Annotated in this window: 21 protein-coding genes and 1 riboswitch; of the genes, 20 read left to right on the top strand and 1 reads right to left on the bottom strand. The window is 66.8% G+C overall.

Annotated elements, in window-relative coordinates:
- Positions 1-197 precede the first annotated feature (197 nt).
- The 11 genes from GT613_RS10890 to GT613_RS10940 all read left to right on the top strand — a co-directional run bounded on the left by GT613_RS10890 (position 198) and on the right by GT613_RS10940 (position 14,070).
- Positions 198-1,100 carry a formate dehydrogenase accessory protein FdhE gene (locus tag GT613_RS10890; protein WP_009608709.1) on the top strand — a complete coding sequence of 301 codons (903 nt, stop codon included), beginning with the start codon at positions 198-200 and terminating at the stop codon, positions 1,098-1,100.
- Positions 1,101-1,104: 4 nt separating this feature from the next.
- Positions 1,105-1,857, top strand: a complete 753-nt coding sequence (gene fdhD / locus GT613_RS10895) for a formate dehydrogenase accessory sulfurtransferase FdhD (RefSeq protein ID WP_009608680.1) — start codon at positions 1,105-1,107, stop codon at positions 1,855-1,857.
- Between the two features lie 147 nt (positions 1,858-2,004).
- Entirely contained in the window at positions 2,005-2,802 is a 798-nt protein-coding gene (locus GT613_RS10900; protein ID WP_226844001.1) for a class B sortase, read from the top strand.
- A 136-nt stretch (positions 2,803-2,938) separates the two neighbouring features.
- Positions 2,939-3,661: a hypothetical protein gene (locus GT613_RS10905; protein ID WP_226843997.1), complete on the top strand. Its 723-nt coding sequence runs from the start codon at positions 2,939-2,941 to the stop codon at positions 3,659-3,661.
- A gap of 389 nt (positions 3,662-4,050) precedes the next feature.
- Positions 4,051-4,638 (top strand): bifunctional pyr operon transcriptional regulator/uracil phosphoribosyltransferase PyrR, encoded by a 588-nt coding sequence (pyrR, locus tag GT613_RS10910; protein ID WP_009307089.1) that lies wholly within the window; start codon positions 4,051-4,053, stop codon positions 4,636-4,638.
- A 3-nt stretch (positions 4,639-4,641) separates the two neighbouring features.
- Positions 4,642-5,586, top strand: coding sequence for an aspartate carbamoyltransferase catalytic subunit (locus GT613_RS10915; protein WP_009307088.1), 945 nt, complete (start codon positions 4,642-4,644; stop codon positions 5,584-5,586).
- Positions 5,570-6,862, top strand: coding sequence for a dihydroorotase (locus GT613_RS10920; protein WP_009307087.1), 1,293 nt, complete (start codon positions 5,570-5,572; stop codon positions 6,860-6,862). The genes GT613_RS10915 and GT613_RS10920 overlap by 17 nt, the downstream gene beginning before the upstream one ends.
- A gap of 916 nt (positions 6,863-7,778) precedes the next feature.
- Positions 7,779-8,315: a DUF559 domain-containing protein gene (locus GT613_RS15520; RefSeq protein WP_227791226.1), complete on the top strand. Its 537-nt coding sequence runs from the start codon at positions 7,779-7,781 to the stop codon at positions 8,313-8,315.
- 477 nt (positions 8,316-8,792) lie between these two features.
- A complete protein-coding gene (gene carA, locus GT613_RS10930) occupies positions 8,793-10,307 on the top strand; it encodes a glutamine-hydrolyzing carbamoyl-phosphate synthase small subunit (RefSeq protein WP_086414562.1) in 1,515 nt (504 codons plus the stop codon).
- Positions 10,300-13,536: a carbamoyl-phosphate synthase large subunit gene (gene carB, locus GT613_RS10935; protein WP_161172623.1), complete on the top strand. Its 3,237-nt coding sequence runs from the start codon at positions 10,300-10,302 to the stop codon at positions 13,534-13,536. The genes carA and carB overlap by 8 nt, the downstream gene beginning before the upstream one ends.
- A gap of 124 nt (positions 13,537-13,660) precedes the next feature.
- Positions 13,661-13,725: riboswitch (guanidine-III (ykkC-III) riboswitch) on the top strand.
- Positions 13,726-13,746: 21 nt separating this feature from the next.
- A complete protein-coding gene (locus GT613_RS10940; protein ID WP_009307083.1) occupies positions 13,747-14,070 on the top strand; it encodes a multidrug efflux SMR transporter in 324 nt (107 codons plus the stop codon).
- Positions 14,071-14,151: 81 nt separating this feature from the next.
- Here GT613_RS10940 and GT613_RS10945 read toward each other — a convergent pair whose 3' ends face one another.
- The gene (locus GT613_RS10945) at positions 14,152-14,355 is read right to left on the bottom strand and encodes a hypothetical protein (RefSeq protein ID WP_009307082.1); all 204 of its coding nucleotides are present in this window, start codon (positions 14,353-14,355) and stop codon (positions 14,152-14,154) included.
- A 311-nt stretch (positions 14,356-14,666) separates the two neighbouring features.
- On the opposite strand from GT613_RS10945, the gene GT613_RS10950 reads away from it, so the two are divergent.
- The 9 genes from GT613_RS10950 (at position 14,667) to thiI (ending at position 21,613) form a co-directional block, all read left to right on the top strand.
- Entirely contained in the window at positions 14,667-15,284 is a 618-nt protein-coding gene (locus GT613_RS10950) for a helix-turn-helix domain-containing protein (RefSeq protein ID WP_009608646.1), read from the top strand.
- Positions 15,285-15,475: 191 nt separating this feature from the next.
- Positions 15,476-16,072 (top strand): phosphatase PAP2 family protein, encoded by a 597-nt coding sequence (locus GT613_RS10955; RefSeq protein ID WP_009608707.1) that lies wholly within the window; start codon positions 15,476-15,478, stop codon positions 16,070-16,072.
- A 158-nt stretch (positions 16,073-16,230) separates the two neighbouring features.
- Complete coding sequence (locus GT613_RS15775; RefSeq protein ID WP_009307079.1) at positions 16,231-17,040, top strand: dihydroorotate dehydrogenase electron transfer subunit; 810 nt, start codon at positions 16,231-16,233, stop codon at positions 17,038-17,040.
- A 171-nt stretch (positions 17,041-17,211) separates the two neighbouring features.
- The gene (locus tag GT613_RS10965) at positions 17,212-18,111 is read left to right on the top strand and encodes a dihydroorotate dehydrogenase (protein WP_192935139.1); all 900 of its coding nucleotides are present in this window, start codon (positions 17,212-17,214) and stop codon (positions 18,109-18,111) included.
- Complete coding sequence (gene pyrF, locus GT613_RS10970) at positions 18,105-18,830, top strand: orotidine-5'-phosphate decarboxylase (RefSeq protein WP_009307077.1); 726 nt, start codon at positions 18,105-18,107, stop codon at positions 18,828-18,830. The genes GT613_RS10965 and pyrF overlap by 7 nt, the downstream gene beginning before the upstream one ends.
- A gap of 192 nt (positions 18,831-19,022) precedes the next feature.
- Entirely contained in the window at positions 19,023-19,331 is a 309-nt protein-coding gene (gene mihF, locus GT613_RS10975) for an integration host factor, actinobacterial type (protein WP_009307076.1), read from the top strand.
- A gap of 8 nt (positions 19,332-19,339) precedes the next feature.
- Positions 19,340-19,912 carry a guanylate kinase gene (gmk, locus tag GT613_RS10980; protein WP_009608702.1) on the top strand — a complete coding sequence of 191 codons (573 nt, stop codon included), beginning with the start codon at positions 19,340-19,342 and terminating at the stop codon, positions 19,910-19,912.
- A gap of 7 nt (positions 19,913-19,919) precedes the next feature.
- Positions 19,920-20,180, top strand: coding sequence for a DNA-directed RNA polymerase subunit omega (locus tag GT613_RS10985; protein ID WP_009307074.1), 261 nt, complete (start codon positions 19,920-19,922; stop codon positions 20,178-20,180).
- 215 nt (positions 20,181-20,395) lie between these two features.
- Positions 20,396-21,613 carry a tRNA uracil 4-sulfurtransferase ThiI gene (gene thiI / locus GT613_RS10990; RefSeq protein ID WP_009608629.1) on the top strand — a complete coding sequence of 406 codons (1,218 nt, stop codon included), beginning with the start codon at positions 20,396-20,398 and terminating at the stop codon, positions 21,611-21,613.
- Positions 21,614-21,668 lie beyond the last annotated feature (55 nt).

The raw sequence follows: 21,668 nt of genomic DNA on the forward strand, positions 1-21,668 counted from the left end.
CACGGGCGCCGGATGGGTAACCCGACCGGACGCTCCCGGGTTGTCATCCTGAGCGGAGCGCGAAGCGCGGAGTCGAAGGATCCCGCGCGGCGCCAGCTGGAAGCGCCGCGGCTATCGCCGCGCGGGATCCTTCGACTCCGGCCTGCGCTCAGGATGACAAAAAGGGCGTTCCGCCCGTTCAGATAGGAAAGGAATCCATGAACCTCAAAGCGATCGATGCGGCCATCGCCGCGTACCGTACGAACCTCGACGAGGGCGACGTCTCGCGGCTCGCGTTCTTCCGCGAGCTGTGGGGGGTTCAGGCCGAGGCGGCCTCCCATGTTGATCTCGGCTACGAAGTGCCCGACGCCGATAGCCTGAAAACGTGGGCGCGCCACGGGGAGCCGGTGCTCTCCCATGCTCCGGTGAAGATCGAGGCCGCCGCGTTGGCGGGCGCGATGGAGCGGCTGGCCGAAGTGCTGGCTGCGCGCGGCGGGTTCGCGGCGTCGACGAGCGAGGCGCTCTCGCGCACGAGCTGGGAGCGCATGGTCGCCGCAAGCGACCTCGTGCTCGCCGGCTGCAACCCGGCTGCCTATGTGGAGTCGTTCGTCGAGCTGCTCGAGGACGACGGCATGGACGAGGACGCGGCCCGCATCGGCGCGATGGCGGCGGCGCTGGCCCTGCGCGCGTTTCTAGAGGGGCCGGCGACGGCCGTCGAGCGGGCGCTTCGGGAGGCGGGTGCCGACGAGCCGCATAGCGTGCGCTGCCCCGTGTGCGGCGGCGAAGCTGCGGTGGCGCAGGTGAGCGGCGCGCCTGCGGGGCAGGGACGCGCCAAGCGCCTGTGGTGCGCCCAGTGCGGCTGCGCGTGGGAGTTCGAGCGCGTGCGTTGCGTGCGCTGCGGCACGCAGAACCAGAGCCGTCTGCATTATTTCAATCTCGAGGGCGACGAGGCGCACCGCCTGGCCACCTGCGACGAATGCGGCGGCTACACGCGCACCGTGTACGAGGAGGACGCGCTTGCGCCGTTCTCGTTCGAAGTGGAGGACGTGGTCATGGCGAAGCTCGACCTCGTGGCGTACCAGCGCGCGGCCGCCGATGCCGCCGCGGAAGCGCAGAGGTAGGACGATGGCCATCGTAGAGCGTCCCGAGCCCGCGAAGCGCGAGTCGGCCGAGCGGCCCATCCGCATCTTCCTGAACGAGGTGCCTGTGGCCGTGAGCCAGGGAAGCCCCTTCGGGCTGTCCGAGCTGGCGGTGGGCTACCTGTTGTCCGAGGGCCTCATCGCCGATCGCGACAGCCTCGTGGAGGTGGTCGAGGTGCCCGAGGAGGCTGCGGTGTACGTGGCCAGCGGAGAGCGGGCGGAGGAAGGTTACGTGCCCCTGCACCGCGTCACGTCGGCCGGGTGCGCCCAGTCGGCGCTTCTGCGCGACGCGCGGCGCGCGGGCGAGCCCCGCGCGTTGGAGTCGGCGGCGCGCTTCGACGCCGACGACTTGCTGGCGTGCATGGAGGAGCTGTGCGAGCGCAGCCCGCGCCGCAACACCGGCGCGTGCGTGCACGGCTGCGGGCTGGGCGCGGCGGGCTCGGACGAGCTGCTGCTGGTGCGCGAGGACATCGGGCGGCACAACGCCATGGACAAGCTGGTGGGGCAGGCGTGGCTCGACCGTGTGGACGTGCGCGACAAGGCGCTGTTCATCACGGGGCGCATCAGCTGCGAGATGGCCCTCAAGGCTTATCGCGCCGGTTGCCCGGTGCTGGTCAGCCGCAAGTCGGCTACCGACGAGGCCGTGCGCCGCGCCGAGGAGCTGGGCGTCACCCTCGCGTCGCACTGCCGCGACGGCCGTATCCGCGTCCTGTCGCGTTCCGAGCGCGTCACGGGGTAGGGGGATCGGCCCCTGCGGGCGATCCATCCGGTTTCGCCGTGCACGCGCCCGGTTTCGCCGTGCGCCTTGACCGCGCCCGCCGGTTGCCTTTGAATTGCCCAGACGGCGCGCGGCGCGTAGGCGCGCCCGAGCGAGAAAGGGCTTCCTTTGAGACATTCCGGGCGTGTACGGCGCGATCCGGGCGCGATGGCGCTCGTCGTGCTGCTGGCGGTGCTGCTCGCCGGGGCGGCGGCGGGGTTCGGCTATCTCGCCTGGCAACGGCAGCAGGCGGCCGATGCGGTGCGCGCGGTCGAGCGCGAGCCGCTGCCGGCGGTGGAGCGCGCCTACGACGCGCCTGCGGACGAGCCGGCGGAGAATCCTATCGACTTTGAGGCGCTGCGCCGGGAGAGCCCCGACGTCTACGCGTGGCTCTACGTGCCGAACACGAACGTCAACCTTCCCGTGCTCCAGCGGCCGGGAGACGACTTCTTCTACCTCGATCATGACCGCTACGGCGAGCCGGCCGTCGAAGGCGCGGTGTTTTCCCAGATGGCGAACGCGACCGACTTCTCCGATCCCGTCACCGTGCTGTACGGCCACAACATCGTGAACGACGCGATGTTCGCCACGTTGCATGCCTACGAGGACCCGGCGTTCTTCGCCGACAACCCCGAGCTGTACGTTTACCTGCCCGATCGCATCCTCGCCTACGAGGTGGTGGCGGCCTACGAGTACGACGACCGGCACATCCTCAACTCGTTCGACTTCTCCGACCCCGCCGTGCGGACGGGCTACTTCGCATCGGTGCTCGCGCCCGACGACCCGAAGGCGAACGTGCGCGACGGCGCGCAGCTCGATGCCGACGACCGCATCGTGCAGCTCAGCACCTGCCGCTCGGCCCTGACCAGCGACCCGGTGCGCTATATCGTTACGGCCGTGCTCGTGGGCGAGAAGCCTGCTGCGTGAGCTGCGCCCCCGCTTTCGCAATAGGCGGAGCCTCTTTCGTCGAAGGGGTCGAACGGCATGTCTCCATGCTCTAGCATGAGGTGGCTGTGGAATGCTTGCGCCTTCGGGTAGGCGCATCGACGAGAGAGGTGCTGATATGAAGAAGAAGCTGGCCGCGCTTTTGTGCGCTGCGATGCTCGCGTGCGCGCTCCCCGCGCTCGCGTGGGCCGACGAGGCGGCTGAGCCGACGGCGGATCAGGCGACCGCGCAGGAGTCGGCCGCGGCCCGCTCGATCGGGCCGTGGCAGGAGAGCGCGTCGAACGAAGACGGCTCGTGCGTCCTCTCTGGCGAGGCGAGGGCGTCTTCGTTCGCCGTCATCGCTACGAGCGAGACGGCCGACGACGCGCTGGACGGCATGCCCTCGTTCAGGGTCGTTGCCGAGAACGCGACCAAGAAGATCGATTTCGGCGTGGCGCTTCTCGCGGGCGGCCAGTACGCCGGTTGCAACAAGCTCGAGGTGCACGTGAAGCCGAGCGCGGGAAGCGCTGGCATCGCCAAGACGTTCGAAGTGACGAGAGCCGTCGACCAGAGCAGCTTCAACTTCACGTCCGAGATGTTCAACCTCGGCGACCAGGAAGGCGATGCCTCTTACAGCGCCGACTTCGTCATGACGCTCGTCCCCTCGAAGGCGGACGTCGACGAACCGGCCGCCAACGAGCCTGCTGCCGATACGTCGGCTGCGTTGCCGTCCGGCGCCGACACGGGCGCGACCTCGCCCAAGACCGGCATGGACGCCGGCGCGCTGGCGGGCGCCTCCTTCGCCATGCTGGCCGCCGCCGGAGTCGTGGCCTTAGCGCTGCGCCGCAAGCTCGCGAAGTAACCGATGCTCATCGTCGGGCGGGCGTGCCGCAAGGTTCGCCCGCCCGGTCGTCGAAAGGCGGCCGCATAGGCGCTTGCGCGACCTCGCCTTATACATATTCTCGCAAGTTTCTGCATAAAAGGGGTTACAAATCGGCTCCGAACCGAATATACTGCTTCCAGTCCTTTAAAAGCGGTACAGAGAGACCGACAAGGTAGAACCCCAAGCGCTCACCCGAACAAGAGCGCGACGAGTCGAAGCCTTTGTCTGTCGCGGAGGCTTTTTTCATGCCCTCGCGCAGACGCCGCCAACTCGGGGGCGACGCGGACGCCCGGCATCGCCGGAGCGGGCGCGGAACCCGGCGGAGAGCAGGTCCGTCTGTACGCACTCGACGTCAAGAAAGGGTGTGTATGAACGACGCAGGAACGGTCAAGACCGTCTGCATGGACGCAGACGAGATCGAGCGGTCGCTGACGCGCATCGCGCATCAGATCCTCGAGACCAACAAGGGCGCGGGCAACATCGCGCTCGTCGGCATCGTGACGCGCGGCGACTTGCTCGCCAAGCGCCTGGCCGAGAAGATCGAGGCCATCGAGGGCACGAAGGTGCCGCTCGGCAAGCTCGACATCAGCTTCTATCGCGACGACTTCGCGACGCATCTCTCGCCCGAGGTGCATTCCACCGACATCCTCTTCGACCTCGACGGCAAGGACGTCGTGCTCGTCGACGACGTGCTGTACACCGGCCGCACCATCCGCGCCGCGCTCGACGCGCTCATGGATATCGGCCGTCCCTCCACGGTGCAGCTGGCCGTCCTCGTGGACCGCGGCCATCGTCAGCTGCCCATCCGCGCCGACTTCGTGGGCAAGAACGTCCCGTCTTCCTCCGACGAGAACGTGCGCCTGTTCTTGGAAGAGGCGGACGGCAAGTCCGAGGTCGAGATACTGGAAATCGCTCCGGGCTCCCGCGCGGGTTCGGCACCGCTGGGAGGTGAATAGGGCATGGCCTTCAATCACAAGCATCTGATCGACATCACGGAGTACTCCGCCGACGACATCATGACCGTTCTGGAAACGGCGGTCCGCTTCAAGGAAGTCAACGAGCGCCGCATCAAGCAGGTGCCCACGCTCAAGGGCGTCACCGTGGTCAACATGTTCAACGAGCCGTCCACCCGCACGCGCTCCTCGTTCGAGATCGCCGAGAAGCGCCTGAGTGCCAACAGCCTGAACTTCGGCGGCAGCTCCACCTCCACGGTGAAGGGCGAGAGCCTCGTGGACACGGTGGAGACGCTGTGCGCCTACAAGATCGACATGATCATCGTGCGCGACAAGCACGCCGGCGTGCCCCGCAAGATCGCCGACGTCTCCGGCGCGCACGTCATCGACGCAGGCGACGGCAAGCACCAGCACCCCACGCAGGCGCTGCTGGACCTGTACTCCATCTGGGAGGTCAAGGGCGACCTGAACGGCCTCAAGGTGGGCGTCGTGGGCGACATCGGGCACTCCCGCGTGTGCGGCAGCCTGATCCCCGCGCTCAAGATCATGGGTTGCGAGGTGACGGTGGTCGCGCCGCCGACGCTGCTGCCCGCGCGCCCCGACATCCTGGGCGCCGACCACGTGACCACGAAGCTGGACGAGGCGCTGCCCGACCTCGACGTGGTGTACATGCTGCGCATCCAGCGCGAGCGCCTCGAGGGCGCGCCGTATCCGTCGCTGCGCGAGTACAACATGCTGTACGGCCTCACGAAGGACCGCGAGCACCTCATGAAGCCCGACGCCCTCATCTGCCACCCCGGCCCCATCAACCGCGGCGTCGAACTGGATAGCTACATGGCCGACCACCCGAAGCGCTCGGTCATTCTCGATCAGGTCTATGCCGGCATCCTGACCCGCATGGCCGAAATGTACCTGCTGCTCGGAGGGAGCGAAGATGGCCTTACTGCTTAAGAACGCCCATGTGATCGACCCGCAGGTCGGTCTGAACGAAACGGCCGACATTCTCGTGCGCGACGGGAATATCGTCGAGATCGGCCAGAACCTGACGATGGAGAAGGGCGTCGAGCGCGACCTGGGCGGCAAGATCGTCGTTCCCGGCCTCGTGGACATCCACGTGCATCTGCGCGAGCCCGGCTACGAGCTGAAGGAGGATATCGCCTCCGGCACGCGCGCCGCGGCGCACGGCGGCTTCACGGCGGTGTGCTGCATGCCGAACACGAAGCCCGTCATCGACAACGCCGTGGGCGTGGAGTACGTGAAGGCTCGCGCGGCGGCCGTGGGCAAGTGCCGCGTGCACGTGGCCGGCTCCTGCTCGCAAGGGCTCAAGGGCGACACGCTGTCCGAGATGGGCGACATGGTGGCGCACGGCGCCGTCGCCTTCACCGACGACGGCCGCGGGGTGCAGGGCGCGGGCATGATGCGCCGCGTCATGGACTACGCCGCGCAGTTCGACCGCGTGGTGATGAGCCACTGCCAGGACGAGGACCTCGTCGGCGCCGGCCAGGTGAACGAGGGCGTCGTGTCGACGCGCCTGGGCATGCTGGGCTGGCCGGCCGAGGGCGAGGAGATCCAGATCGCCCGCGACATCGCTATCTGCCGCCTCACCGGCTGCCCGCTGCACATCCAGCACCTCACCACGGCGCGCGGCCTGGACCTGGTGCGCGCCGCCAAGGCCGAGGGCCTGCCGGTCACCTGCGAGGTCACGCCGCACCACCTGTTCCTCACCGAGGACGCCATCGGCGACGACTACAACACCTTCCTCAAGGTGAACCCGCCGCTGCGCACGGCCGAGGACGCCGCCGCGCTGGTGGAGGGCGTGAAGGACGGCACGGTGGACGCCATCGTCACCGACCACGCGCCGCACAACGACTTCGAGAAGAACGCCGAGTTCGAGCTGGCGCCCTTCGGCATGATCGGCCTGGAGACGGCGCTTTCGCTGGTCATCACGAACCTGGTTGCGCCGGGCGTCATCAGCTGGGAGCGCGCCGTCGAGCTGATGGCCGTGAACCCCCGCGAGATCCTTCGCGTCGAGCGCGTGGCCCTCGAGCCGGGCGCGACGGCCGACCTCACGGTCATCGACCCGGACGCTGCCTGGACGGTGGACGCCGCGGACTTCCAGTCCAAGGCCGTGAACTCGGGCTTCCTCGGCGCCGAGCTGACCGGCCGCGCCACCGACGTCTACGTGGGCGGCTACGCCACCATGGAGGACGGCGCCATCGTCGAGTAGGGTCGAGCCCTGCACGATCTTCGAACCACGCGGCCCCGCATCGAGCGAACGATGCGGGGCCGTTCTGCGCGATGCCCGGTGCGCCCGATGGCCATACGGGGCGTAAGAAACGCTCCGATGAGCCGACTAGGCGGCGCAGGTCGCCCGCTGCGGTTCCAGATGCCCGATTCTTCCTGCAATGTTGCGTTGCGGGGGTAGAAGAAGGGCGATCCTGAGTGCTTTTGCGCGTTTTCCCTGGTTGCAAACGCAACTGTTGGAGAATGTCCGATTGATGCGCGTTCTTTCGCAACATTACGGGAAATATCGGGCATCCGGGCGGGCACTGCGTGATAAAATCATCTCCTTATCGAGCCAGTGCAGGCGCTCTTCTTTTTTGAAGCAGCCCATGGAGGAAGCCGGGCCCTCGCTTCCTAGTACCACGTCTGCAAGATCCTCGCAGCCCAGGGCAGACGAGGAGGCTCCAATGGAACCTATGCAGGTTTGCTTCTCCCATCAAACGGCTTTTCAGGTGTTGAGGGCGATCGACGCGCGGGAGCTTGCAGGGTCTGGCGACACGGCGCGGCGGCTTCCCGCTCGTGCGCCGAGTGCGCGGGGGCTCGAAGAGGTCGTCAAGCGCATTGAGAACGATCGCCCTGGGTTATCGATCGAGCGCCCCGTCCATATTCTCCTGGGAGCGGCTTCAAGATGCCGCTCCACTTCGCGTCGCGTGTCGCACGTGTGCACACGGCAGATGCGTGGGAAGCCCTTGCTCCGGCTGTCGGACGGTGTTGGCGTATGCAGTGCGCCGTTTGCCTGCGTTCAGGCGGCTCCGTCAGCGAAAAACAAGATCGATCTGCTTGAACTTGCTTACGAGCTTTGCGGAACCTATCGCACTCGGCGAACGTCGACTGCTCCTGCGTATCAGGTGCCTCCTTTGATGACGATGCGTTCTCTACGCAGCTTCGTTTCGCTCAACCCTTCCATCGCGGGCGCTCGGATCGTGGCGCGCGTCCTGCCGTACCTGGCGGATGGTTCGGCTTCTCCGAGGGAGACGAAGCAGGCGCTCGTGTTGGGCTTGCCGACATCGTACGGCGGGTACGGCTTGGGCATCCCGAGGATGAATTACGAGGTGAAGGCAATCGCAGGAGCCCGCACGACTTCCGGCAGATCGAGTTTTCGTTGCGACCTTTGCTGGCCGGATGCGAAACTCGACGTGGAGTACCAAAGCAGGGAGATGCACGAAGGGGAGGAAAGCCGTATCAGGGATTCTAGAAGGACGAACGCGTTGATGGCGATGGGCTGGACGGTCGTAGGCGTCACGAACGACGAGCTGGACAGCCTGGCTGCAACCGATGCGATAGCCGACACGATACGTCGGCTCCTGGGAAAGCGCGTGCAAGTGCGCGTGTCGGACTACCATGCTCGCAAGCTGCGGCTCCGGCGGCAGCTCGGGCTTCCGGTGGGCTACGACTAGGCCGGCCGCCGTAGGTGCGGCCTCGGTGTGCGATTATCACAGGAATGTTGCGTTTGACGGGGCGTTCTCATCGACGCGGAAGAGCGCGAGACGATGATCAGGCAGTTTGCAATGATTGCTTTCGATGCATGCCGATACGGTCCGAAAAAACGCAACATTGCGGGAAGAATCGCACGCGGCACGCCGCTTCTTCGGCACGCGTGCGCCGGCAGCCGACGGGATAGAACGTCCGACGGTCGGAAGCTGTGCGCGTCTTTCGGCATCGTTTCTTATAAATGCATAAAAATACTCGAATAGTAGAAAATATTGCATTTCTAATCGATAAAACTCGTTATAGGCGTATACTACGCTTCGACCTTTAAGGGCGGTACGGAGAGACCGACAAGGTGCGCAACATACACCCTGCATCCGTGCGCCTCCCACATCAGATGGAGGCGCTTTTTTGTAGGGGCGTTGCCCGAACGGAAGGATGGAAGCTTGAGCGAGATTTCGAAGCGGTTGATGCAGGGGACGTCGAAGCCCGCGGGCGCGCCCGCGGCGCTCGTGCTGGAGGACGGCGCCGTGTTCCGCGGCACGTCGTGCGCGGCGGCGGGGGAGGTGTTCGGCGAGATCTGCTTCAACACCTCGCTCGAGGGCTACCTCGAGGTGATCACCGACCCGTCGTACGCGGGCCAGATCGTGACGATGACGTATCCCCAGATCGGAAACTACGGCGTGAACGTGGACGACGCGCAGGCGGACGAGCCCGCCCTGCGCGGCCTCGTCGTGCGCGACCTGTGCGCGACGCCGTCGAACTGGCGCAGCGCGCAGGGCCTGCCCGACTACCTGCGCGACCACGGCGTGGTGGCCGTCGAAGGGGTGGACACCCGCGCGCTCGTGCGCCATGTGCGCGACTGCGGCGCACAGCGGGCCGTGCTGTCCACCGTCGACGTCGACGAGGCCAGCCTTCTGGCGAAAGTGCGCGCGAGCGCATCCATCGTCGGGCAGAACCTGGCCTCCACGGTGTCGTGCGCGCGTCCGCGCCGCTTCTCGGCCGACGACCTGCCGGCTTCGCGGGCGTTCGCGCTCGCCGCGTCTCCCGAGCCGCGCTTCAAAGTGGTCGCCTACGACTGCGGAGCGAAGCGCTCCATCCTCGAAAACCTCGTGCGCGCCGGCTGCGGCGTGACCTGCGTGCCGTGGGACACCCCGGCGGCCGAGGTGCTGACCATGGCTCCCGACGGCGTGTTCCTGTCGAACGGCCCGGGCGACCCCGAGGCCGTCGAGGGCACGTACGCCCAGGTGGAGCAACTGCTGGGGAAGGTGCCCGTGTTCGGCATCTGCCTGGGGCACCAGATGATCGCCAAGGCGGCGGGCGCGGATATCGAGAAGCTCAAGTTCGGCCACCGCGGCGGCAACCATCCCGTCATGAACCTGCGCACGCGCCGCGTTGAGATCACCGCGCAGAACCACGGCTTCGGCCTCGTGTTCCCCAGCTTGGGCGCGCTCGTGCCGGAGCTGTCGGCCGGCGTCTGCACGCACGAGGACGACCTGCGCTGCTGGGCGCGCCGCGGCGTCGCGCCGGTGGTGCAAAACGAGCGCTTCGGACGCATCCAGCTCACGCACGTGAACCTCAACGACGGCACGGCCGAGGGCGTCGCGTTCCTCGATATACCGGCGTTCTCCGTGCAGTACCACCCGGAAGCTTCGCCGGGTCCTACCGACGCCCATTATCTGTTCGCTGCGTTCGCACGGTTGATGGATTCCGCCGTTCTGGCGAACGGCGGCGTTGCCGACGCTGCGGCCGCGGCTGGCACCCCATCTTGCCCTTCTGCTGCGGCTGGACGGACGGAAGTCCAGTCCAGCCTTGCATCAGGGCAATCTGGGGCACCAGCCGCGCCCTCGCTGACCTTGCCTGACCCGCGCGAATGTGCAAACTACCTCGACATCGACATCGCCGAGGATCGCCTGGCCGGCTGGTCGTTCGCCGAAGGGAAGGAGGCCTCCCATGCCTAAGCGCGAAGACATCCAAACCATCCTCGTCATCGGAAGCGGCCCCATCGTCATCGGGCAGGCGTGCGAGTTCGACTACTCGGGCGCGCAGGCCTGCAAGGTGTTGAAGGCCGACGGCTATCGCGTGGTGCTCGTGAACAGCAACCCCGCGACCATCATGACCGACCCGGGTCTGGCCGACCGCACCTACGTCGAACCCATTACCGTGGAGTTCGTCGAGCAGGTCATCGCGAAGGAGCGCCCCGACGCCCTCTTGCCCACGCTGGGCGGCCAGACCGGGCTCAACACGGCCGTCGAGCTCGCGCGCGCCGGCATCCTGGCCAAGTACGGCGTGGAGATGATCGGCTGCGACCTCGAGGCCATCGAGCGCGGCGAGGACCGCAAGCAGTTCAACGAGTGCATGGCGGAGCTTGGCATCGAGACGTCGCGCTCCGGCTACGCCTATTCCATCGCCGACGCCGAGGACATCGTGGCCGAGCTCGGCTACCCCGTGGTGCTGCGCCCCTCGTTCACGCTGGGCGGCGCGGGCGGCGGCATCGCGCACGACGCGGCCGAGCTGCACGAGATCGTGGGCCAGGGCCTGGAGCTGTCGCCGGCCGGCGAGGTGCTGGTGGAGGAGAGCATCGAGGGTTGGAAAGAGTACGAGATGGAGGTCATGCGCGACCGCGCCGGCAACGGCATCATCGTGTGCTCCATCGAGAACTTCGACGCCATGGGCGTGCACACGGGCGACTCCATCACGGTGGCGCCCGCGCAGACGCTGACGGATGTGGAGTACCAGCGCATGCGCGCGGCGTCGCTGGCCATCCTCGAGAAGATCGGCGTGGAGACCGGCGGCTCCAACGTGCAGTTCGCCGTCAACCCGGAAAACGGCCGCATGATCGTCATAGAGATGAACCCCCGCGTGTCGCGCTCCTCGGCGCTCGCGTCGAAGGCCACGGGCTTCCCCATCGCGAAGGCGGCCGCGAAGCTGGCCGTGGGCTACACGCTCGACGAGATCGTGAACGACATCACGAAGGCCACGCCCGCCTGCTTCGAGCCGTCCATCGACTACTGCGTGGTGAAGGTGCCGCGCTTCGCGTTCGAGAAGTTCCAGGGCACCGACGACACGCTGTCCACGCGCATGAAGGCCGTCGGCGAGGTCATGGCCATCGGCCGAACGTTCGAGGAATCGCTCGGCAAGGCCATGCGCTCGCTGGAGAACGGGCGCGCGGGCCTGGGAGCCGACGGCAAAGGCGGCGAGGCCGACGCGTCCGACGAGGCGCTGGAAGACCTCGTGGCGCGTCCCACGGCCGAGCGCATCTTCTACCTGGCCGAGGCGCTGCGTCGCGGCTGGACGGTTGAGCGCGCGAGCGCGGCGAGCCGCGTGGACCCCTTCTTCGTCGCGCGCATGGCCGACATCGTGCGCGTGCAGGAGAACCTGCGCGGCATGGCGCTGGACGAACTCGATGCCGATGCGTTCCGCCTGCTCAAGCGCATGGGGCTGGCCGACGCGCAGATCGCGCACCTCACAGGCTCCGACGAGCTCACCGTGCGCACGTGCCGTAAGATGCTGGGCGTGAGGCCTGCGTTCAAGACCGTGGACACCTGCGCCGCCGAGTTTCCCAGCGCCACGGCCTACCATTACAAGACCTACGATGCCGACGAGACCGAGACGGCGCCGAAGACGCGGCGGCGCGCCATGATTCTGGGCGCGGGGCCGAACCGCATCGGCCAGGGCATCGAGTTCGACTATTGCTGCGTGCACGCCAGCTACGCTCTGCACGAGGCCGGGTTCGAGACGATCATGGTGAACTGCAACCCTGAGACGGTGTCCACCGACTACGACACGTCCGACAAGCTGTACTTCGAGCCGCTCACGTTCGAGGACGTCATGGACATCGTCGACGTCGAGCAGCCCGACGGCGTGGTGGTCACGCTCGGCGGGCAGACGCCGCTCAAGCTGGCGAACGCGCTGGCGGCGGCCGGCGTGCCCGTCATGGGCACCTCGCCGGAGGCCATCGACCTGGCCGAGGACCGCGACCGCTTCGCCGCCGTCCTCGACGAGCTGGGCATCGTCTACCCGGCCGCCGGCATGGCCTCCACGTACCAAGAGGCGTGCGTCGTGGCCGACCGCATCGGCTTCCCGCTGCTCGTGCGCCCCAGCTACGTGCTGGGCGGGCGCGGCATGGGCATCGTCTACGACGGTGCCCAGCTGGAAAAATACATGGCGGAGGCCGCGAAGATCTCGCCCGACCACCCGGTGTACCTCGACCGCTTCCTCGAAGGCGCGGTGGAGGTGGACCTCGACGCGCTCTGCGACGGCGAGCAGGTGTTCGTGGGCGGCGTGCTGGAGCACATCGAGATGGCGGGCATCCATTCGGGCGACTCGGCCTGCTGCACGCCGCCGTTCGCGCTGTCCGAGGCCGTGCAGGCACAGCTGCGCGCCATTGCGCGCCGCTTGGCGCTGCGCCTGGGCGTGGTGGGGCTCATCAATATCCAGTTCGCCATCAAAGACCAGGTCATCTACATCATCGAGGCGAACCCGCGCGCCAGCCGCACGGTGCCGTTCGCCTCGAAGGCGACGGGCGTTCCGCTGGCGAAGGTCGCCGCGCGCATCATGGCGGGGGAGAAGCTGGCCGACTTAGGGATGCCGCCCGACGACCGCCGGCTCGAGCATTTCAGCGTGAAGGAAGCCGTCATGCCCTTCGGCCGCTTCCCCGGCGCCGACACGGTGCTCGGCCCCGAGATGAAGTCCACCGGCGAGGTCATGGGCATCGCGCGCAACTTCCCGGCGGCGTTCGCGAAGACGCAGCTGGCCATCAGCTACGCGCTGCCCGAGGGCGGCACGGTGTTCGTCAGCGTGTGCGACCGCGACAAGCGCGCCATCGTGCCCATCGCTCGCGACATCGCGCGTCTGGGCTTTCGCATCGTGGCCACAGGCGGCACGGCCCGCACGTTGCGGGCGGCCGGCGTGGAGTGCGAGCAGGTGAGGAAGATCCACGAGGGCGAGGGCAACGTGCGCGACATGATCGCCGCCGGGGACATCTCGCTCATGATCAACACGCCGTTCGGCCACGCCACGCGCGCCGACGGCTACGAGCTGCGCCTCGAGGCCGTGAAGCACGGCGTGACCCACGTGACGAACCTCGCCGGCGCCCAGGCCATGGTGGCCGGCATGGAAGCCGCGCGCCTCGGCGGCCTCGCGGCCGTGGCCTTGCAGGACCTGCCCCAGTGGGAGCTTTCGCGCTGACGCGCCGCGTTCTGCGCGCATCGTCGCCCGGAAAACACGGAATCGCACCTGGAACCGTGTTTTCCGGGCGAAAAGGCGATGGCTTCCGATTTCCGATGCGCCTCCGGTTTGCTACACTGAAGGCGTTTCATCGTTTCGCATGATTCCCTGACGAGGGCAGCCGTACCAGGATCGAAAAGACGGCGCATAACCTACGAAAGGGGTCTTCTCATGGCATGGGTCGTTCTTATCGTATCGGGCGTCTTGGAAGCGGTGTGGGCCACGGCGCTCGGGCGCGCGGAGGGGTTCACCAGGCTAGCGCCTTCGATCGTGTTCCTGGTTGCGCTGGCGTTGAGCATGGTCGGCTTGTCCTACGCGGTCAAAACGCTGCCAACGGGCACCTCGTACGCCGTTTGGGTCGGCATCGGCGCCTCGCTCACGGTCGCCTACGGCATGCTCTCGGGAACAGAGCCCGTATCGGTGGCGAAAGTGCTGCTCATCATCGGCCTCATAGCTTGCGTCATCGGTCTCAAGCTCGTCCACGACGGCTCTTGATGCCGCTTGGAATTCAACGTGCGGAAACATAGAAGCGAGGGCGCATCGGCTGACGCGCCCTCGCTCGATCAGAATTCTCCCTCACGCCTTCGAGGACTTCGGCGGTCTGGCCGACCCTCGTTTGACGGCTATGTCGAGCGCGCCCAGCGCGTCGTAGGCTTCCCGCGCCGACGCTTCGACTCGATCGGCATCGAGGCCGCGCTCGTCGGGATGCAGCTCGACGCGTCTGTCGGCGACGGCGGACCATGCCTCGTACACTTTCTCGATGGGCGGCAGCTTCTCCACGGTGCTCCTTCGGTCGCGGCGTCATGTTCGGAAACAGCATGATATCAGATGGTAGAATGATCGCTTCGAATGCTGACGAACCGTCGAAGAAGGAGCGCCTGCAACGCTCTCGGCGGAGCTCGAAGAAGCCGGCTTCGAAAAGGCGGAGCTTGTCGGCGACGCGGCTGGCGCACCTCTCGACGAGGTGAGCCCGACGATCGCCGTAGTCGCGCGCAAGCCTGCGACCTGCGTGGACGGGCGATGACACGAATCGTGTCTTGCCGGAGCGATGCGGCTCAGCCATCTTGGGAGCCTGAAAGGGGGCGCGTCCCATGGATTTCGGAGAGAAGCTGAAAGCGCTGCGCACCGAGCGCGGCCTGACCCAGGAGCAGCTTGCCGCCAGGCTGTACGTGTCGCGCACGGCCGTGTCGAAGTGGGAGACGGGCGGCGGCTCGCCCAACCTCGACTCGCTGCAGGCCGTCGCGCGCCTGTTCGACGTGTCGGTGGACGACCTCCTGTCCGCCGACGACCTCATCGTGCTCGCCCGCGACGAGCGCCGCTCGACGGCGCGCAGCAGCGGCATGCTGTCGTTCGGTCTGCTCGACGTGCTGGCCGTCGTGTTCGCGTTCATTCCGCTATACGGCGTGGACGACGGCTCGTTCGTGCGCATGGCGAACCTGGCCGACTACGGCGCGTCCGTGGATTTCGGCGCGTCGTTCGCCGTCATGGCGGCGGCCGTCGTCTCGCTCATGTTCGTGGGTGCGGTGGAGATCTTGCTGGCAGCTGCGGGCTCGCGCCGCGCGGCCCGCATCGTCGCCCTCGTTGGGTTCGCGGTGCAGGCGCTGGCCGTCGTCCTGTTCGCCTCCACCATGCAGCCCTACGCCACAACGCTCATGTTCGCGCTGCTCCTGGCGAAGGTCGTCGTCGGCTACCGTATTCTGCGCTCGTAACCCCTGGTCGGCTGCGGAGGTCACGCACCGTGTCGCCCGTGCGACGCATCGTGGCTTGCCGCCGGGAGGCGCGCGTCGTTTCATTGAGGTTCGGACCCGCAAGGGATCCGCAGCATCCGTGAGGCGAAAGGACGGTTCGATGGAAACAACCCTGATGGCCGCGTGGCTGAACGACGCGTTCGCCGCGTTCGATGCGACGATCTTGGGGGGCGCTGCATGCGCTCGCAGAATGCGGGGGCTTCGCGCTCACGCCCCTGTTCGAGGCGGTGAGCTTCGTAGGCGAGAAGGGCGCATGCTTCTTCGCGCTGGCCTTCGTGCTTATGGTGTTCAAACGCACGCGACGTGCCGGGACGGTCATGTTCGTCGCCATCTGCCTGGGCGCGCTCGCCACGAACATCGTGCTCAAGGACTTCGTCACGCGGCCGCGGCCGTTCGAGTCGTCCGCGCTCTTCCTCGACTGGTGGCGCTTCGCCGGCGCCGCGTTCGAGGACGGGTTCTCGTTCCCCTCCGGACACATGACCGCGGCCTCGGCGGCGATGGCGGCGCTCATGCTGGCGTATCGGAATTGGAAGACAGTGCTGGGCGGCTCGATCGTCATGCTGGTCATGGGCGCTGCCCGCTGCTATCTCGTCGCGCACTATCCCACCGACGTGCTGACCGGCCTTCTCGTGGGCGCGCTCGCGGCCGTCGCGGCGCAGCTGCTCGTGTCGTTCGCGTTCCGCCGGTACGGGGAGCGCCGATTCGCGCGGCCTCGCCACGCCTGTGCTCCCGTGCGACGCAGGCGGTAGGTCCCGCCGTTCGCTCCCTCCGTCGTCCCGGCGTGCACATTCCCTGCATTTTGGCTTGTCAGCCGCATGAAGCGCGCGCAGATGATACAATCGTCGGCCGAGAGACGAAAACGCGCGCCGCGCTCGCACGGGCGGCGGCGAAAAGTGAAAGGACGAATGTGGCACTCGTCAACGAGCGGGCCCGCATCCTCGCCAATGAGGAAGTCGGCCCGAACCTCTACCTCATGGAACTCGCGGCCTCGCATATCGCGGCGAGCATCGAGCCGGGGCAGTTCGTGCACATGAAGGTGCCGAGCATGGAGGCGCACATCCTGCGCCGCCCGTTCTCGGTGTACGCGCGCGATGCGGCGGCCGGCACGCTCGAGGTGCTCTACCAATCGGTGGGCTTCGGCACCGACCATATGACGCGCATCGAGCCCGAGCGAGCCGAGCACCTCTCCGGCGCCGAGCTCATCGGGCCGGTGGGCCGCGGGTGGCAGCCTCCCGCGAACGCGCGTCGCGCCCTCCTCGTGGGCGGCGGCGTGGGTGCTGCGCCGCTTTTCATGCTGTGCGAGAGTCTGATTAGCGCCGGCGTGCGCACTGACGTGGTGCTGGGCGCGCAGACCGAGGCGGCGCTCACGTGTCGCGGCCGCTACGAGGCGCTGCTGGACGAGCCGCCGCGCTGCGCCACCGACGACGGCAGCTTCGGACGCGAGGGCTTCTGCACCTCGCTCGTCGCCGAAGCGCTCGCCGAAGCTGCAGAAGCGGGGGAGCCGTACGACTATCTGGCCGTGTGCGGCCCCGAGCCCCTTATGAAGATCGTGGCCGGCATGGCCGCCGAGGCGGGCGTGCCCTGCGAGGTGTCCATGGAGAAGCGCATGGCCTGCGGCGTGGGAGCATGCCTGTCGTGCGTGGTGGATACGGTGGACGGCAAGCAGCGGGCCTGCGTCGACGGCCCCGTGTTCGATGCGCGGAAGGTGGTATGGTAGATGGGCGATAGCTTCAACGCAACGCAACCTGTTCGGGCGGGCGGCGGGGACACCCCTCCAGTCGCTCGGACAGTCCTCGCTCGGTCGAACAGTCCGCAGGACTGTTCGATTCGCTGCGGAACTCGCTTGGTGGAGGGGTGTCCCCGCCGCCCTGTTCCGACTTCGGTGAACATGCGTGTGAATCTGGGCGGGTTGGAGATGAAGAACCCCGTGACGGTGGCGTCGGGCACGTTCGCCGCCGGGCGCGAGTACGGCGACTTCGTGGACGTCGCCGCGTTGGGGGCCGTCACGACGAAGGGCGTGTCGCTCAACGGCTGGGCGGGCAACGCCAGCCCCCGCATCGCCGAGACGCCTTCGGGCATGCTCAACTCCATCGGGCTTCAGAACCCCGGCGTGGCGCACTTGAAGGAATGCGATCTGCCGTGGCTGGCCGAGCGCGGCGCGACGGTCATCGTGAACGTGTCAGGCCACAGTTTCGACGAGTACGTGCAGGTGATCGAGGCGTTGGAAGACGCGCCGGTGGACGCGTACGAGGTGAACATCTCGTGCCCGAACGTGGACGCGGGCGGCATGACCATCGGCACGTGCACGGACAGCGTCGAGGCGGTCGTGTCCCGGTGCCGCGCCGCCACGAAGCGCCCGCTCATCGTGAAACTCACGCCGAACGTCACCGACGTGACCGAGATCGCGCGCGCCGCAGTGTCGGCCGGCGCCGACGCGCTGTCGCTCATCAACACGCTTCTGGGCATGGCCATCGATGCGGAGCGCCGCCGACCGCAGCTCGCGCGCGGCGTGGGCGGACTGTCGGGCCCGGCCGTCAAGCCTGTGGCGCTGCGCATGGTGTGGGAGGTTCACCAGGCCGTCGACGTGCCGCTGCTCGGCATGGGCGGCATCTCGTGCGCGACCGACGCGGTGGAGTTCATGCTGGCCGGGGCCACGGCGGTGGCCGTCGGCACCGCGAATTTCGTGAATCCGCACGCCACGGTTGAAATCATCGACGGAATGGCGCAGTATTGCGAAAGGCACGGCATCGAAGACGTGCAGCAACTGATAGGAGCTTTGGAATGGTGAGTTCGTTCGAAGAGGTTCCCGCGCGCGATCGCGTGATCGTGGCGCTCGACTGCGGCATCGAAGAGGCCTTCGACCTCGCGGACCAGCTGCAGGGCAAGGCGACGTGGATGAAGGTGGGAATGACGCTGTTCTACGCGAACGGCCCGGCCATCGTGTACGCGCTCAAGGAGCGCGGCTTCAAGGTGTTCCTCGACCTCAAGTTCCACGACATTCCGCACCAGGTGGAGGGCGCCGCGTACGCCGCGGCCGGCAGCGGGGCCGATATGCTGACCATGCACACGGTGGGCGGCGTCGACATGATGGCTGCGGCGCAGAAGGGCGCCGAGCGCGCAGCGTCCGAGTACGGTCACGATGCGCCGGCGACGCTGGGAATTACGGTTCTCACCAGCATGAACGATGCGGCTCTGGCCGAAACGGGCGTAAGCCGCGCCATGGCCGACCAGGTGGTCGTGCTGGCCGAGCAGGCCAAGCGCGCCGGCATCTCCGGCGTGGTGGCGTCTCCGAAGGAGGCTGCGCGTCTGCGCGAGATCCTGGGTCCGGACGCCTACATCGTCACGCCGGGCGTGCGCCCTGCGGGCAGCGATCGCGGCGATCAGAGCCGCGTGGCCACGCCTGCCCAGGCGTTCGCCAACGGTGCGTCGCACATCGTCATCGGGCGTCCCATCACGCAGGCGGCCGATCCGGCGGCTGCATTCGAGTCCATCGCGGCCGAGCTGTAGGCGCCCCGTCGAACTTGCGTGCGGTCTGGGAAAATGACGGTTGGGCGACGAATGGTCGACAAAGGAGCCAACTGCTTCTAGAATGTGTGACCACGCACTGAAATTTTTAGGATTTGTAGGAAAAGACAAGGTGAAGTGGGCGAATGCGTGATAGTATCACGGAATCGTTTTGGAACAGAAGGAGATAACACGATGGCTATTCCTCAACTCAGCCCTGAAGAGCGTCAGGCGGCTTTGGAAAAGGCGAAGGCGGCTCGCATCAAGCGCGCCGAGGTTCGCGATGACCTGAAGTCCGGCAAGCTCACGCTCGAGAAGGTTCTTGAAATGAAGAACGATCCGGTCGTGGGCCGTATGAAGGTTTCCACCCTCATCGAGACGCTTCCCGGCTACGGCAAGGCCAAGGCTGAGAAGATCATGAAGGAGCTCCAGATTGCCGAGAGCCGCCGTCTGCGCGGTCTGGGCGAGCGTCAGCAGACCGCCCTGCTGGAGCGCTTGGGCTAACCGCACCTATGCGCCACGGCAATCTGTTCGTCATCTCGGGGCCATCGGGTGCTGGCAAGGGCACGCTGGTGGCCCGTCTTTTGCGCGAGATCCCCGATGCTTGGGTGTCCATGTCGGTTACCACGCGCAAGCCGCGCGAGGGAGAAGTGGATGGCGTCCACTACCGCTTCGCGTCCCCTGAGGAATTCCAGGAGCTCGTCGACGAGGACGGCCTGCTGGAATGGGCGACGTACGGCGGCAACTGCTACGGCACGCCCCGCGCTACCGTCGAGGAGCACATCGCGTGCGGCGATCAGGTTATCCTGGAAATCGACGTTCAGGGAGGATTCCAGGTGCGCGACAAGTTCCCTTCGGCGCATCTCGTCTTCATCGAGCCGCCGTCGCTTGACGTGCTGGAAGCGCGCCTTCGCGGCCGCGGAACAGAGACGGAGGAGGCCATCGCCACGCGGATGGAGACGGCGCGGGTGGAGCTTTCCCGTAAAATGGAGTATGATATACGGCTGGTAAACGACGATTTGGACGAAGCTGTCCGCGCATTAGCGGGCTACGTCAACGAACAAGCCGAGAAAATACGAGGTTAACACGCATATGAGCATTATCGAACCGAAGATCGACGTCCTGTTGAACGAGACCGACAACGATCGTTTCCTGCTGTGCGCGCTCGCTTCCAAGCGCGCGCACGACATCAACGACATGATGCGCGGCCAGCGCGACCGCGCCATCCAGCTGCAGACGGCGGTCGAGATCGCGCGCGCGGCCGACAAGAAGCCGCTGTCGCTGGCTTTCAACGAAATCGCCCGCGGCGAAGTGTCGTACGATCCCAACTCCATCGACGTCAACTACCACTAAGAGATTCCGTCGGCCTACGGCCGACGGAACTGCTCGACGCTGCGAAGCCCCGAGGCACCGCGCCTTGCCGCTCCAAGCCCTCGTCGCGTACGGAAGTACGCTTCCTCGGGCTTTCGCGGCATTGCAAGGCGCCTCGGGGCTTCTCGCTGACGTGCTGCGCCAACCTGCGTGTTCGTTTCGCGCTACGCGCGATCTCTCTGCATCGAAGGATATCCATGACTGAATTCCAACGCATCTGCTTGGTCCATTACCACGAGATCGGGCTCAAGGGGCACAATCGATCGACGTTCGAGATGAGGTTGCTCAAGAACCTCGAAGCGCTGCTGAAGCCTTTCCCCGTGGTCGTTATCCATCGCATCGCGGGCCGTTTGTGCGTGTTCTTGCGTGAGGGCACCGATTGGACCACCGCGAAGGAGGCGGCCGACGTCATCGGCAAGGTGCCGGGCGTAGCGCGCGTGTCGTGCGGTTTCAAGTGCGAGCGCGACCTCGACGAGATGACGGAGGCGGCGCTCGCGGCGATGGCCGAGGCGGGCGAGTTCGACACGTTCAAGGTGGCGGCGCGGCGCAACCACACCGATTTCGTCACGGGTTCGATGGACATGAACCAGATCATCGGCTCGGCGCTGTGCGCCGCGCACCCCGAGAAGTCCGTTAAGATGAAGAAGCCCGACGTTACGGTGGGCGTCGAGGTGGTGCAGAACGCGGCGTACGTGTACGCGCGCTCGCTGCCGGGCGTGGGAGGGCTGCCGGTGGGCAGTTCGGGCCTGGTCGTGAGCCTGCTGTCGTCGGGCATCGACTCGCCGGTGGCGACGTGGAAGCTCGCGCGGCGCGGCGCGGTGTGCATAGGCGTGCACTTCTCCGGACGACCTCAAACATCCGATGCCAGCGAGTACCTCGTGGACGACATCGCGCAGGTGCTGGAGCGCACGGGCTGCATCGCTCGCGTGTACGCGGTGCCGTTCGGCGACTACCAGCGCGAGATCGCGCTGACCGTGCCGCCCGAGCTGCGCGTCATCATGTACCGTCGTCTCATGTTCAAGGTGGCTGAGGAGATCGCACGCCGCGAGCGCGCGGGAGCGCTGGTGACGGGAGAGAGCCTGGGTCAGGTTGCCTCGCAGACGCTCGACAACATCCGCTGCACTGACGCGGCGGTTGACCTGCCCGTCTTTCGTCCGCTCATCGGCACCGACAAGCTGGAGATCATCGCCGAAGCCGAGCGTTTGGGCTCGTTCGAGATCTCGTCGCAGGATGCGCCCGACTGCTGCACGCTGTTCATGCCGCGCAGTCCGGAGACGCATGCGAAGCTGCCCGTGGTGTTGGAAGCCGAGGCCGCGCTGCCCATCGAGCGCTGGGTACCCGAGATCGCCGACGCCGCAGAGGTTCGCGACTACGCCTGCCCCGCCTACAAGCCGAAGAAGAAACGCGCTTCCTGAGCGCGGCCGGTTGCAGAAGCTCGCAAAAGCGGCGTCCCCGGGAAATACCTCGGGG

Origin of the sequence: Eggerthella sp. BIOML-A4, assembly GCF_009875575.1 — a bacterium.
Lineage (GTDB): Bacteria > Actinomycetota > Coriobacteriia > Coriobacteriales > Eggerthellaceae > Eggerthella > Eggerthella lenta.